Raw genomic sequence first — 14,878 nt, forward strand, 5'->3', positions numbered from 1 at the left:
CGTTTTAAAAGACCTCGATTTGAAAGGTAATCACAGCAAAATAAATTCAAACACTTTCCTATTTGAAATTTTACTTGTGATACTATCTATCTTTTAAAAAACCAGTCGTATTAAAACATCGTTACGTAACCATACTATCCTACCTATGAGCATCACCCTATTGTATCCCTAATATTACAGAAAAATAAGGCTTTGCAGAAGCATTTTCTATTTTAAAAAGCTCTCTCCTATTAAAATTTATCACATTTAGATTAAAAAAGTGTTAAATTATTTTACAACTTTCTTTAATTAAATTAGTTTTCCCTTTTAAATCACTCTTACAAAAATTACTAATTTATGAAAAACAATTACTCAAATTACTTCAAAGTCTTGGGTGCATTGTGCTTACTGCTCCTCATTTCTGGAGTGTCTTGGGCGCAGTACACCGTCAAGGGTACGGTGAGAGATGAGGCATCGAAAACTGCTCTTCCCGGCGTAAACATCATCGTGAAAGGCACCAATACTGGAGCTATTACCGATGCACTTGGTAACTTCCAAATAGCTATCAATAACAATGATAAGGCTACTTTGGTATTTACTTTTATTGGCTATCTTTCTCAAAATGTGGAAGTTTCTCCCTCTAAAACCAATGTAGAAATTATATTGGTAGAAGATGTTACGAAGCTCGAGGAGGTGGTTGTAACCGGTTTGGCATCAGACATTAAGCGTAGTAATCTTGCCAATGCGGTTTCTACTGTTTCAGCCAAAGAACTCATCGGGACTACTCAAATCCAAACCGTAGATAATGCTCTTTACGGCAAACTCACAGGGGTAAACATCAATACCAATGGTGGTGCGCCTGGTGGCGGGGTTTCCGTGCAGTTAAGAGGGATTGCTTCTCTGGTAGGTGCTTCCCAACCGCTTTACATAGTAGATGGGGTATATATCAACAACGCAACTAATCGAAGCGGTAGAGCTACAGTAACCCAAGCGGGTGCTTCTAACCAAGATGATGCCCCTAACCGCTTGGCAGATATTAACCCTAATGATATAGAATCCATAGAAGTATTGAAAGGACCTTCTGCGGCGGCTATCTACGGTACGCGTGCCAATGCAGGGGTAATCATCATTACTACTAAAAGAGGAAAAGCAGGTAAGTCTAAAATATCATTTGAGCAGGACTTGGGCTTTGCCAGACCTCAAAGATTATTGGGAGTAGATAATTGGAGCGAAGAGAAGATTAGAACCTTCTTCCCTGCTGCTCGTCAAGCCATAGAAATAGAACGCTTCCGCCAATCCGCAGGCAGGACTTATGACTACGAAAAATATTTCTACGACAACACAGCACTCTTGAGCAATACACGCTTGAACATCTCTGGCGGAAATGATAAGACTACTTTCTTTATCTCAGGTGCTTTGACAGACGAAGACGGCATTATTCGTCGTACAGGCTTCAAACGCCGTTCTCTACGTGCCAATATAGACCACAAACTTACTGAGGGTATCAAATTGAATGTAAGTTCAAATTACATCAACTCAGAAACAGACAGAGGCTTTACTGGTAATCAAAACAATACAGGCGCAAGTATTGGTTATAACATCGCTTACGTTCCTAACTACTTCAATCTTTTCCCTAATGAAGCAGGCGTATATCCTATTAATCCTTATTTCTCAGAAAACCCTGTTGCAGTAACGGACAAAGGTATTAACAATTCTAAGGTACATCGCTTCATACAATCATTCAACCTCACTGCTAACTTATTAAAAACAGATAATTCACTATTGAGATTTATCGCCCAAGGGGGATTAGACTTTACACAAAACTCTACTTTGGTCTATCTTCCCGAAGATTTGCAGTTCCAAGTAGGACAAGCTAATCCCGGCGATGCACTTGTAGGTAAAACCGAAAACTTAAATACCAACCTCCAACTGGCACTTACCTACAACTTTAATGTAGGGCAAGTAAACTTCAACTCCCAAGTAGGTACAGTGCGACTAAACTTCCGAGAAAATAGCTTGCTCAACCGTTCTCGCGGTTTGGCACCTGGACAGAAAAATTTACGTCAAGGGACAGTACAGGAAATTATACAGGACTTCGGCGTTTTTGCTAAAGACGTAGGCGTTTTTGCACAACAAGAAGCCAACTGGAACGACAAAGTAATTGCTACAGTAGGGGTGCGATGGGACAAATCTACCTTGAATGGAAATGCGGATAAGTTCTATGCTTTCCCTAAGGCTTCCTTAGCTGTCAATGTAGCCAACTTTGATTTTTGGAAATTTAAGAGCGTAGTCAATCAAGTAAAACCAAGAGTAGCGTATGGAGAAACCGCAGGTCTGCCTGATTTTGGTAGAACCTTCACTGCCTTGAATGCGGCAAACATTGGTGGCTTGCTTGGCTCTACCGTTTCTACAATAGCAGGGAATACTAATATCTTACCTGAAAGAGCTACAGAACTGGAGTTTGGCTTAGACTTAGGTTTATTTGACAATAGAGTAGTCATAGAAGCAACTTATTATGATAAGAAAACTAAGAATAATATTCAAAACTTGACGCTTTCGCCTTCTGTAGGTATCTCCAGCACTCCAAGTAATTTGGCTGAGCTTTCTAACAAAGGCTGGGAAGTGTCTTTAGGTGGTACACCCGTGCAAAAGGACAATATTCGTTGGTTTACTCGCTTGATGTATTGGAATAATAGATTGCTTACAAGTAGGCTGGGTATCCCTACTTATACCACAGGTGCTTTTGGTACAGCCTTAGGTACTTTCCTTATCCAAGAAGGAGTTTCCCCTAATACAATCGTTGGTACACCGCAAATTTCTCCTGGGGTATTTACTGTTTGGGGAAATAGTCAACCAGACTTCCAAATGTCTTGGTTCAACGAGGTCAATTTCTTAAAGAACTTCCAGTTTACTATGCTCTGGCACTTAAAGCAAGGTGGGGACAATATCAACTTAACTGCCTTTTTGACTGACTCTGGAGGTACTACCCCAGGTTGGTTTGGTGATGACAATGGAGACGGTATTCCCAACGGTCGTCAGCGTCCACCTGCTCCTTACAACAATGCTGGTCGTTGGGTACAAGATGCTTCTTACCTGCGTCTGCGTGAGATAGCGTTGTACTATACACTTCCTAAGAATGTTTTGTCTAACCTATTTAAAGATAAAGTAGATAGAATAAGAATAGGCGTATCAGGAAACAACATTTTTACAAGCACGAAGTACTTTGGCTATGACCCAGAAACCTCTACTTTCGGGGCGCAGTCTATCGCTTCTGGAGTAGATATTGCTCCCTATCCAACTCAGCGTCGTATTTTTGGACATTTAGTCATTGATTTCTAAACCTAAGATAGTTTTTCTTGAAAAGTTAAAATCACATATAACTATATGAAAAAGATATTTTTTAAATTATTTATGCTTCCTGCTCTTATCTATGTGATGAGCAGTTGTAGCTTTTTTAAATTGGAAAACGCCGTCGACCCTAACAACCCATCTTTGGGTAGCGTTTCCCAAAACGCAACACGCAATCAAATACAGTCTTTAGTTACAGGATTGGAGGCTCGTCATCGCGATTATCTATTCACTATCACTGCCGCTTTTGGAGCTTTTGGTCGTGAAATTTGGTATTTGAATGCCTCTGACCCTCGCTGGCAGACTGATTGGCTTGGGCAAGGTGGTAGAAAACCTGATGCCGCCTTCTTTGGCTTTGGGGCAACAGGTGGAGCGGCTTATGCTACCCCATATCAAACTATTAAGCAAGCGGAAGTACTAATTGCTTCTGCACAAAATACCTCAAGCATTAGCGAGCAGGAAAAAAATGCTATTATAGGCTTTGCAAAGACCATACAAGGCTATCAGTTTATGATTGCGGCGAATGGTCAGTACCAAAATGGTATTCGTATAGACATAAAAGACGAGCAGAATCCCGGTCCTTTTGTGTCTTATACAGAAGCACTTGCCCACATTCAAAGAGTATTGGACGAGGGTAATCAAGCCTTAGCTAATGCAGGCACAGGTAACTTCCCCTTCCGCTTAACCGCAGGTTTTACGGGTACAGGCTTTGGCACGATTGCCTCTTTGCGTCAGCTAAACCGTGCTATTGCAGCACGTTTGGCTGTCTATCGCCAAGATTGGGCAGGAGCATTGAACGCATTAAGAGAATCTTTCTTTACATTGACGGGAGATTTGGACTTGGGACCTGCACATACTTACGGTGCGCCCCCTGATGTATTCAATCCCTTGTTTTTTGTGTTAAATGCTGCCACTACTACTATGATTGTGGTGCATCCTTCTCTCATCACAGATGCGCTCCCGGGCGATTTACGCGTACAAAATAAATTTTTCCGACGTAACGTCCCTGTGGTAGTAACTACCGACGGTATTCCTTTATCTGGGGAATTCCAAGATAGAAGATTCCCTTCTAACACAAGTCCAGTAAAATTTATTAGAAATGAGGAATTGGTACTGATTTATGCAGAAGCAAGTGCGCAATCAGGAAATACTACAGAGGCTGTGAATGCTATCAATCGTATTCGCACCGCAGCGGGTTTGCCTGCTTATGCTGGAGCTACTACTCGCGATGCCCTGATTAATGAAATCCTTTTCCAACGTCGCTACTCTCTATGGTGCGAGCCTTGGGGACACCGTTGGATAGATGCAAGACGCTACAACCGCTTAAATGAAATTCCTACTGCTTTGGATAGAGGTTCTGTATTTACTCAGTTGGAGCGACCCCAAGCAGAAGTGAATTGGGATTTGTTCAAAGGAAAATAAAAATTGCTTGTGTTTAAAAAACTTATGAGGTGCTTATCCATTATACCTCATAAGTTTTTTATTGTAAAAGTAGCATTGCAATAAATGAGATTTCGCCTCAAAGGGCTATTTTATTTATAAAAACTTTTTAAATCTATCCACTAAATTTTTTACCTTGTCAGTGTACGGAGGGTAAAACAATTTGAAACCTGTAAATCCTACTCTTTGCTTCAGTACAGCCCTTGCATTAGAAAACTCCAAGAACCCGAAATGTCCATGCGATTTACCAATACCACTGTTATTTACTCCACCAAATGGCAAGTCGGGGTGTCCGATATGCAATAAACATTCATTGACGCAACCACCACCAGCCGTAGTTTGGCTCATAACCTGCTCTATCATATTTTTATTTTTGCTAAACACATACAAAGCCAAAGGTTTTTCCCCTCGGTTGACTAAATCAATAGCTTGCTCTACTTTTTGGTAAGTAAGCACAGGCAGTAAAGGACCGAAAATTTCTTCTTGCATGATTGCCATATCGGTTTTTACCTCAGTAAGCAAAGTAGGAGCTATAAATCGGTCTTCTGCATTGACTTTTCCGCCTACAGCAATGGTTGCCCCTTTGAGCAACGCATCTTCCATGAGTTTTTGCAAGCGGGTAAAGTGTCGCTGATTAACTACCCTACAGTAAGAATCTGATTTTTCAATACCTCTTTTATCTGCATTATATACCTTTTCTATTTGTTTTTCTATATGTTCTATGAGTGGTTGTTGTACTGATTCTTTGACAAGCAAATAGTCCGGAGCGATGCAAGTCTGTCCGTTATTGACAAATTTTCCCCAGACCAACTTCTCCGCAGTATCCTGTAAGTCAGCAGTTTCATCTATGAAAGCAGGCGATTTGCCTCCTAACTCCAAGGTAACAGAGGTCAGATGATTAGCGGCGGCACGCATGACTATTTTCCCAATAGCTGGGCTGCCTGTAAAGAAAATATGGTTAAAAGGCAAATCCAACAGTGCCATAGAAACGTTCACATCTCCCTCAAAGAGAGCCACTTCACTTTCATCAAAAGTTTCTTTTACCATTTTCCCCAAAGCCGCTGAGGTATGAGGCGTAAGCTCAGAGGGCTTTAAAATAGCCGTACAGCCCGCCGCAATAGCAGAAACTAAGGGGCTTAAGGTCAAAGAAACAGGGTAGTTCCAAGGCGAGATAATCAGAGAAACGCCTTTGGGTTCGTACTGTACGTAGGCTCTTGTGCCTAAGTAATGAATAGGATTACTAACGCTTTGAGGACGCATCCACCTTTTTATTTGGCTAATAGCGTGCTTAATTTCTGACTGCAAAGGGACTATTTCTGTAAGTGTAGTTTCCGTCCTATTTTTTTTAAAGTCTTGGTAAAGTGCTTCTTGGAACTCGGCTTCGTACTTTTGAATAGCACTTAAAAGCAATTTTAGCTTGCTGATTCTTTCTGAAGCAGTGCTTGTACGGAGGCGAATAGCAGTTTGTTGTTGTGCTTGAAAAACGGCTTTTATCTTATCTACGTTATTTTCGGTTACGGTTGTTGTCATGACTTTATTAGTTTATTTATGCTTCTATACAAAAACTGAGAACAGTGGCTAAGTTAAGCAAGAGCAAGGAAAACCGCAAACTAAGTGTAAAGAAAATACATGTACAACTGTAAATTCGTTGCTCAACTTTGTGTATTTTTGTATAGCTAAAAAATTAATCATGCAAGCAGCATTACTTTCCCAAGCCAAAGAAGCACTTAAAAAGTATTTTGGATACGATACTTTCCGTCCTATGCAAGCAGAAATCGTACAAAGTGTTCTCTATCAAAGAGATACCTTAGTGCTTATGCCCACAGGTGGGGGAAAGTCTGTGTGTTTTCAGATTCCTGCGATGGTGATGGAAGGGCTTTGTGTAGTGATTTCCCCTTTGATTGCCTTGATGAAAGACCAAGTAGAGGGGCTAAAAGCCAATGGTATTCCTGCTTCTTTCCTAAATAGTACCCAAAATACACAGGAGCTGGCTATCACAGAAAATTTGGCGTACAGAGGAGAAATCAAACTGCTCTATGTTTCTCCTGAAAAACTCATGACTCCTGGTTTTATCAACTTTTTGAAAAAGCTAAAGATTAGCTTGTTTGCCATAGATGAGGCACATTGTGTTTCTACTTGGGGACATGACTTTCGTCCAGAGTACACGCAATTAGGGGCATTGAGGGAGTATTTTCCGCATATTCCTATCATCGCATTAACAGCTACTGCGGACAAGCTTACCCGCAAGGATATTGTGCAGCTATTGAAACTCAATGAACCAGAGATTTTTATAGCCTCTTTTGACCGTCCTAATTTGAGTTTGACTGTGATGCCTGCTCAAAATCGCTTTGGACTAATTCAGCGTTTTTTGCGAAACCACCCACGCCAATCAGGGATTATTTACTGCCTTAGCCGCAAAGGAACTGAAGACTTAGCAGAAAAGCTACAAAATGAAGGCTTTAATGCTGCTTTTTATCACGCAGGCATGACGGCAGAGGAGCGCAACCTCACCCAAGAGGCTTTCATTAACGACCAAACGCAGATTATCTGTGCTACGATAGCTTTTGGTATGGGCATAGACAAGTCTAATGTCAGGTGGGTAATTCACTACAACTTGCCCAAAAACTTAGAAAGTTATTACCAAGAAATAGGTAGGGCAGGACGAGATGGCTTGAAAAGCGATACCTTGCTGTTTTATAGCTATAGAGATGTGCTTACCTTGAGGGAGATGATTACCTCCAATCAAAATCCTAATACAGAAGTACAGTTGATGAAATTGGAGCGTATGCAACAGTTTGCAGAGGCTCAGATTTGCCGAAGAAAGATTTTATTGAGTTACTTTAATGAAGATTTACTGCACAACTGTAATAACTGCGATGTCTGCCGCAACCCTCCTGCTTGGTTTGACGGAACGGTAGTGGCGCAAAAGGCTCTTTCTGCTGTAGCTCGTACCAATGAAAAAGTAGGTATGAGTATGCTCATAGACATTTTGAGAGGCTCGGCAAGGAAAGAAATCATAGAAAAAAACTACGACCAAATCAAAACGTACGGAGCAGGCAAGGACATCAGCATAGCAGATTGGCAACAATACCTTTTGCAACTCTTGCAGTTAGGCTTGATAGAGGTAGCTTATGACGAGGGAAATACACTAAAACTTACCGAAGCAAGCAAGCAAGTGCTGTTTGGAAATAGGAAGGTAAACTTAGTACAAATGTCTGTTATTTTGCAGAAAAACCAAGAAAAGAAAGAAGAAGTCAAAGAAAAACCTGCTTCTCAAGTGCTAAAAGAGGAATTATTTGACCAACTTGTAGCACTTCGCAAGGAGATAGCTCTTGCAGAAGGCATACCGCCTTACTTGGTTTTTACAGATGCTACATTGACAGAGATAGCAGAGAAAAAACCTCTGATAGAGGCAGATATGAAAAATATCAGTGGGGTAGGGGAAAGGAAGTACAAACAATATGGCAGGAAGTTTTTAAAAGTAGTCTATGATTTTGCCTTAGAAAAAATAAAACAAGGGGAAAAGGTTACAGGAGGAACATATCTGCTTAGCTTTGATATGTGGCGGCAAGGAAAAAAGTTAGAAGAAATAGCTCAGGAAAGAAAACTATCTCCGATGACTATAGTTTCCCACCTGACTTACCTGTACGAAAATGGGTATAAAATAGATATTTCTCAGTTTGTAAACTTAGAAGAAATCAGCAAAGTAAAAGAAGCCAATCTTGCTCTTGGGCAGGGCGAAAAGGTAAAAGAAATTTTTGAGTTTTTGAAAGAAGAAATCTCCATGAACAAAATTCGCTTTGCTTTGTCTTATTTGAAAAGGAATGAGAACAAATAAAAGCATAAATTGCCTAATTATGAACAACTTAAATATTTTTTATGGAATATTTGCGATTAAGTCCTGCTCCTTGGCAATTACAGGGAAATGGTTATATCTTCCTTTACCGATTCACTAAAAATTTTGTAAAAAGTAATGCCTTTCTTTCTGAGGATTATTTCAAGAAATATTGGGGTTTAGTGGGAAGTGTCATGCTGGTAGATTACCACAGGTCTAATGTAGGAGCATACCAAGAATTACTTTTTATTCCCTCTATGTTTGACTTTTCTGGGAAAAAAGCCTTCCATATTTCTAAGATTTACGTTTCTACGACGCAGAGCGTTTACAATGGCATAGAAAATTGGGGCATACCCAAAGAATTGGCTGATTTTGAAATAAATACATTAGATAAACACACAAAAAATGTAAAAGCCTCTTTGCAAGGTAATACATTTTTTCAGATACAAGTCAAAAGTTTTGGATTTGCCTTTCCGATAACTACTTCTCTTTTCCCTTTTACTTTTTACCAAGATTTAAGAGGTAAAACCCTCATCACCAAGCCCAGAGGAAATGGCTGGGGAAGACTGTGCCGCATAGAGCAAATCAAAGTAGATAGCCTCTTTTTTCCAGACATTGCTCTTTTTAATCCTCTTTTAGTCATAGAAGTCAGGGACTTCCAGTTAGAATTCCCTGTTGCTCAAGTGTTGTCATAAGTCATCTCAAAAGGAGGAAGTTCTTTCAAAAGTTCACTCCCCCCTTTTTCGTAGTCGATTTTGTAGTAGAGATGATGAAGTCCATTGGTAATGGCTAAGTACTTGGATTTGAGGACATAGTTATACATAAGAGCCTGATTGACTGCTTGCTGAGTAAGCATAACAGAACTTGCTTTACATTCTATCAGCAAAAAAGGACTTCCCTGCCTGTCATATACGATGACATCGCTTCTTTTTTGCAAGTTGTTGTAATGCAGCCCGCTCTCGACATTGATGAGGGATTTAGGATACTCGTTAGCAATAAGATAATGCACAAAATGTTGCCTTACCCACTCCTCTGGAGTAAGCATGATATATTTTTTTCTGATGACATCAAAGATAAAAGTCTTACTATCTTTGACTTGCGTCTGAAACTTTACTTCGGGTAAGGATAACTTTGTTAGCATAAGTATCTACTTTTCCATGCTTTTTTATTCCTGCTTAGTCTATAATAGGAGAACGCTTAAAAGGTCTGCTTTCATCAAATAGTTTTCTGTAAGTAATATGCTTGCGATGTATCTTGCCCCCTACATGTTCTGCCACCCGCATCATTTTAGGGTTAAAGTCCCCTATCCACTTCATATCCATAATTTTATACTTGTAATTAGGAACGTGAGCTACCTTTGCATAGCTTTTTACTATCGCCATTTCTACTCCCTTGCCTTGATGCTCAGGTACTACACCAAAAGCCACCCCAATAATTCTGGTAAAACCTTTGACGTAACGCACCCACAAATATTTGAGTTTGCCAAGCAAATCTGTTTTTCCATTCATGTATCGCAAAGCTTGGTTCATATCCAAAATTTGGACGTAGAAAGCAACAGGTTCACCTTTATAATAAGCAAAATACACTATGGTTTCGTCTAAAACGGGCTTCATTTGCTTAATGATATTGGTTGCTTGCTCCTTAGACATCTCTTTTACTCCTGCATGCTTTACCCACGCTTTGTTGTAAATTGTCCTAAAATCTTCTGCATATTTAGCTAAATATTTCATTTGCAGATGTTCGAAAGTATAATTTTTATCTGCAAAAATTTTATTTGCTCTATGTTCTACCAAAGGAATAACAGGTTCGTGGATAATGCGGCGATAAGTATATTGGTTAAAATAAGGTTGAAAGCCGTATGCCTCGAAAAAGTCTTTGTAATAGGGAAAATGGTAATTCATGCCATAATTAGGTTCATCAAATCCTTCCACTAATAAGCCCCACCAGTTGTCCCTTTCTCCAAAGTTAATCGGACCGTCCATGGCTTCCATGCCTTGAGCTTGTAACCACTGCTTGCATGTATCAAAAAGCAGAAAAGCGGCGGATTGGTCTTGAATACACTCAAAAAAGCCCATGCCGCCTGTTGGCTGTTCATTATCTTTCATCACCGTTTTTTCATTGACAAATGCCGCTACCCTCCCAATGGTATCTCCTTGAGAATTTTGCAAAATCCACCTGATAGCTTTGCCGTGTTGGAAGTATTTATTTTTTTTAGGGTCAAAAACTTTTTCTATATCGCTATCCAAAGGGCGAATCCAATGAGGGTCATTTTTGTATAGGCGTACAGGAAGTAATAAAAATTCTTGTTGATGTGCCTTATTGCTAACTTCTATGATATTCATGGGAAAATTTAGAAAGTCTATGTTAAAGACTCCAAAGGTAAGCGATTTTGTAGAAAATCACAAAATAGCAATAGAAGTATATCTAAAGCCTTACACCTAAGAGCGTAACATCATCTCTCTGAATAACTCCTTGTCCTTGCAAGTATCGGTCAAACTCTTCTCCAAATATTTTTTTCTGCTGGCTCATGTGCAGGTGATGGTATTTTTGGATTAATTCTTTTACCTTTTGGCTACCAAAGCGATTGCCTTCTGCATCGTTTTGGTCTATAAGACCGTCAGTAAAAATATAGACGCTGTCGCCCATAGATAGCTTTACTTTGAACTCTGCAAACTCACGATATTCTTCTTTTTGCCTTCCCCCTACAGATTTTAATGTTCCTCTAATTTCGTTGAACTCTCCATTTTTAACATAGTAAACAGGCAGTTTTGCGCCTGCAAAGGTCATCAATGCCTCTCCTTCTTTCAGATTGTTGTTGGCAGTAGAGGTAAACTCAAACATACAAAGTGCGATGTCCATACCGTCTGTATTTTTTGCATCTGCTTGGTTAAGGGCAATACGAATATTTTTATGAAGATGCTCTAAAATTTTTGCTGGCGAGTAAATTTTTTGCACACTTACTATCTCATTGAGAAAAGTAATACCAAGCATACTCATAAACGCACCAGGCACCCCGTGTCCTGTGCAATCCACTACTGCCCAATAAATGCGCTCACGGTCATCAGATTGTTTGTACCAATAGAAATCTCCTGAAACAATATCTCTTGGCTTAAAGAAAGCAAAATATTCGTGCCAAGCCTCGTTAATTGACTCATTGGAAGGCAGGGCGGCTTGCTGAATAGTTAGTCCGTAGCGGATACTGTCTGTGATATTTTCATTTTTCTCCTGTATGATTTTGTAGGCATTCGTATTTTCCAACGCAATAGAAATATAAGAAGCTAAAGTTTGCAAAAGGGTTACATGGTGGTCATCGTACGCATTTTTCTCAAAACTTTGTACAGTGATAACCCCTAACGGTTTATTTTCAAAAAGCAAGGGTAGATAAATGACCGATTGAGGGTATTTTTCTCCACGAATCTTAGGCTCAGTAATATAGTTTTGATATTGCTTGAATAAATCATTGATAATAATAGGTTCTCGTCTTTCCAAGCACTGCACAGATAAAAAGTCTTTTTCTGACATTTCAAAAAAATGCTCTGAACTCTTATTATTTTCTATATAATTTTTAAACTCAATGCGTTGCATACGTGGATTATAGACACCTATTCCAAATCCTTCTGCTTTCATCATTTCATTAATACTTACGTAAAGCGTACTTACTAATTCATTAAGGTTAAGGAGAGCCGTTACTTTCTGACCAATTTTACTGACTATCTTAATGTCATCGTAGGACTCTTGCAGTTTTTGTTTCTGCTCCTCAATATGTCTATTCTGGGCTTCCATTTCCTCTTTTTGCGCACTTATTTCTATGGTTCTTTGTGTAACCATGTCTTCCAGTTCTCTGCTTCGTGCCTTTACCGCATTGAGCCTCCAAGCGTACAAGCCAACCGTTGCTAAAATAATAAATAGACTTGCGACAAAATAAAAGCTATTAGTCTGATAAAATTGAGGCTTAACCGTTATGTTCACTATATCCCCTGTTTTATTCCAAACGCCATCTGCATTTGCCGCTATCACCTCAAATTGATACTTGCCCGGCGGAAGGCTTGTATAAACGGCTTGTCGTATATTTCCTGCCTCAATCCAGTCATTGTCATAGTTTTTTAGGCGATAACGAAATTTTATTTTTTCAGGAGAAGAAAAACTCAAGGCTGTATATTCAAAAGTAATACGTTGTTGATTGGGCATGATGACTACGGGGAAGCGGGGAGAAACTTCATTGTTATCAATAGTTACTTTAAATATATCTATAGGAGGGGGCAGTGCATTCATTTTTATTTTCAAAGGGTCAAGCACCGCTAAACCACCTAAAGTCGGAAACCACAAACGACCGTCGGAGGACTTCAAAGACTTCGCTGTACCCGTACATTCTTGATTATTCATGCCGTCATACTTGCCATAATATTCATAATCAGTAATTTTAGATTTGGTAGTAGCAAAGTCTAACAGGTGTTGTTTCTTAATTTTCAAAATTCCACGATAAGTAGGAATCCAAAAAGTGCCTATATCATCTTCCAAAATATCAATCGGGGAGTCCTCTGGGAATCCGTCTTTAGTAGTAAAAGAAATAATTTTATCTTTGATAATTAGGCTTAATCCGCCGCCGGTAGTTACCCAATAGCGATTTTCTCCATCTATATAGACATTAAAAATAGTATTACTTGATAAACCGTTTTTGGTAGTGATAAGAGTTGCTTTTTCGTCCGGGGAAATAACCATCAAACCTGATTCATTCGTACCAATGACCATATTGCCCTCTTGGTCTTCGGTGATGGACATAATGAAATTAGACCGAAGAATATTTAACTTATTGTAGATTTTGCTTTCCCCAGTCGGCGATAGTTTAAGCAAACCTCCTACTTTCATTCCTATCCATACATTACCTTTCTTATCTTCGTAAACTACTCTTACCTGCTTGTCAGGAAGGAGATTTGCCTCTGTATGTAATGTTTCTTGTCCACTTTGGGCATCAATTTTAAGTAAACCTATATACGTACTTACCCAAATATTTCCCTGCTTATCTTTATACAAGTGCCTGATTCTCTCAGACTTTAAGCTATTTTTAGTCGGGAAATTTAAGACTTTGTTCTCTGCAATCAAATGAATTACGCCCACATCTGTCCCCACTAAATACTGTCCTTCTTTGTATTCGCAAACGCTACTAATCGGCTGGGAACTCAAACCGTCTCTGACTGTGTAATTGGTGAACTTGCCGTCTTGTAAGCGGCAAAGCCCTCCACGATATGTCGCAATCCACAAATTACCCTCTTTATCAAAAATCAAATCTGTGATTTCTTTGTAAGGCAAGCCATTATCCTCTGAAAGCACTTGTATCTCCCAAGTATTATCTTCCTTAGGCTTCAGACGATAAAGCCCTCTGGTTGTTCCCAGCCAAAGGCAATCATATTTATCTATCAGAATTTTATTGATAGTCAGGTCTTTCAATGATGCAAGGCTATAAAACTGTTTGCCATCGTGCCAGCTCAGACCTTTGGCAGTACCTATCCAAAGCCTATTTTTGCGGTCTATAGTCAGGTGATTAATTTCATTGTCTGCTAAGCCATTTTTAGTAGTAAAATTGTCAAAAGTTTCATCAGCAAAACGCACTAAACCCTTGCCCTCTGTACCAAACCAAATAGTTCCTTGACTATCCTGAACAATAGTTTTTACGGAAACATCTCTAAGTGGCTCAATAGCATTATAGGTTTTGAAGTCCCCACCCTCAAAGGAAAATACTCCCTCACTTCGCGTGCCGACCCAAAGCCTATTGGTATTGTCTTTGAAAATTTTTTCTATTGGGTAATTAAAGATAGTTTTAGTTTGCAAGATTCGGAAGCTATCTTTTTCATGAAGTACCAAACCACCTCCCGATGTTCCTATCCATAGTTTGCCGTCAGCAGTTTCATAAAAATCTGAAATAGAATTGGTTAGTAAAGCAGCTGTATTACGTCTATTAAAAACAGTGAAATACGTACCATCAAACCGCACTAAACCGTTATACCCTGCCGCCCAAATATAGCCGTCTTGAGTTTGAATAAGTTTATTGAGCGTATTGGAGGGCAAGCCATTTTCGGTAGTCCAATTATGGAGAAGGTATTGAGTAAGGGACTTTTGTGGCTCTAAGGATTGAGCCAAAATAGTGGACTGTTGTACTAAAATACTAAATCCAAAAAAACAAGCAAGGCAAACAAAGTAACGCCCCAACCGCAAAATAAACCCTTGCTTTGAAAGTAGTGAATGTATAAAAAAACCAATCAGAACAATGTAAAGACTGGT

The 14,878-nt window shown here is 39.4% G+C and carries 8 protein-coding genes; 4 read left to right on the forward strand and 4 right to left on the reverse strand.

What is annotated here, in order from left to right; genetic code table 11:
* Nucleotides 1-336 precede the first annotated feature (336 nt).
* Both BM141_RS01280 and BM141_RS01285 read left to right on the forward strand, forming a co-directional pair.
* Nucleotides 337-3,318, forward strand: coding sequence for a SusC/RagA family TonB-linked outer membrane protein (locus BM141_RS01280; protein WP_091538676.1), 2,982 nt, complete (start codon nt 337-339; stop codon nt 3,316-3,318).
* Between the two features lie 45 nt (nt 3,319-3,363).
* Nucleotides 3,364-4,749: a RagB/SusD family nutrient uptake outer membrane protein gene (locus BM141_RS01285; protein WP_091538680.1), complete on the forward strand. Its 1,386-nt coding sequence runs from the start codon at nt 3,364-3,366 to the stop codon at nt 4,747-4,749.
* 114 nt (nt 4,750-4,863) lie between these two features.
* Here the strand turns inward: BM141_RS01285 and BM141_RS01290 are convergent, their stop codons facing one another.
* Nucleotides 4,864-6,297 (reverse strand): aldehyde dehydrogenase family protein, encoded by a 1,434-nt coding sequence (locus tag BM141_RS01290; RefSeq protein ID WP_091538683.1) that lies wholly within the window; start codon nt 6,295-6,297, stop codon nt 4,864-4,866.
* A gap of 160 nt (nt 6,298-6,457) precedes the next feature.
* On the opposite strand from BM141_RS01290, the gene recQ reads away from it, so the two are divergent.
* Together recQ and BM141_RS01300 are read left to right on the forward strand one after the other, a co-directional pair.
* Nucleotides 6,458-8,605, forward strand: a complete 2,148-nt coding sequence (gene recQ, locus BM141_RS01295) for a DNA helicase RecQ (RefSeq protein WP_091538687.1) — start codon at nt 6,458-6,460, stop codon at nt 8,603-8,605.
* 41 nt (nt 8,606-8,646) lie between these two features.
* Complete coding sequence (locus BM141_RS01300) at nt 8,647-9,297, forward strand: acetoacetate decarboxylase family protein (protein WP_091538690.1); 651 nt, start codon at nt 8,647-8,649, stop codon at nt 9,295-9,297.
* Here BM141_RS01300 and BM141_RS01305 read toward each other — a convergent pair.
* The 3 genes from BM141_RS01305 to BM141_RS01315 all read right to left on the reverse strand — a co-directional run bounded on the left by BM141_RS01305 (nt 9,282) and on the right by BM141_RS01315 (nt 14,812).
* Nucleotides 9,282-9,743, reverse strand: a complete 462-nt coding sequence (locus BM141_RS01305) for a type I restriction enzyme HsdR N-terminal domain-containing protein (protein ID WP_091538694.1) — start codon at nt 9,741-9,743, stop codon at nt 9,282-9,284. The two genes, BM141_RS01300 and BM141_RS01305, sit on opposite strands and share 16 nt — an antisense overlap.
* Before the next feature lie 34 nt (nt 9,744-9,777).
* Complete coding sequence (locus tag BM141_RS01310) at nt 9,778-10,944, reverse strand: hypothetical protein (RefSeq protein ID WP_091538698.1); 1,167 nt, start codon at nt 10,942-10,944, stop codon at nt 9,778-9,780.
* Between the two features lie 82 nt (nt 10,945-11,026).
* Nucleotides 11,027-14,812: a two-component regulator propeller domain-containing protein gene (locus tag BM141_RS01315; RefSeq protein ID WP_221407612.1), complete on the reverse strand. Its 3,786-nt coding sequence runs from the start codon at nt 14,810-14,812 to the stop codon at nt 11,027-11,029.
* Nucleotides 14,813-14,878: the final 66 nt, after the last annotated feature.

The organism is Thermoflexibacter ruber, assembly GCF_900113045.1.
GTDB lineage: Bacteria > Bacteroidota > Bacteroidia > Cytophagales > Thermoflexibacteraceae > Thermoflexibacter > Thermoflexibacter ruber.

What these genes read in the sequence shown, in the direction of transcription:
- BM141_RS01280 (WP_091538676.1), top strand. Translation starts at nt 337, where the DNA reads ATGAAAAACAATTACTCAAATTACTTCAAAGTCTTGGGTGCATTGTGC.
- BM141_RS01285 (WP_091538680.1), top strand. Translation starts at nt 3,364, where the DNA reads ATGAAAAAGATATTTTTTAAATTATTTATGCTTCCTGCTCTTATCTAT.
- BM141_RS01290 (WP_091538683.1), bottom strand. Translation starts at nt 6,297, where the DNA reads ATGACAACAACCGTAACCGAAAATAACGTAGATAAGATAAAAGCCGTT.
- recQ (WP_091538687.1), top strand. Translation starts at nt 6,458, where the DNA reads ATGCAAGCAGCATTACTTTCCCAAGCCAAAGAAGCACTTAAAAAGTAT.
- BM141_RS01300 (WP_091538690.1), top strand. Translation starts at nt 8,647, where the DNA reads ATGGAATATTTGCGATTAAGTCCTGCTCCTTGGCAATTACAGGGAAAT.
- BM141_RS01305 (WP_091538694.1), bottom strand. Translation starts at nt 9,743, where the DNA reads ATGCTAACAAAGTTATCCTTACCCGAAGTAAAGTTTCAGACGCAAGTC.
- BM141_RS01310 (WP_091538698.1), bottom strand. Translation starts at nt 10,944, where the DNA reads ATGAATATCATAGAAGTTAGCAATAAGGCACATCAACAAGAATTTTTA.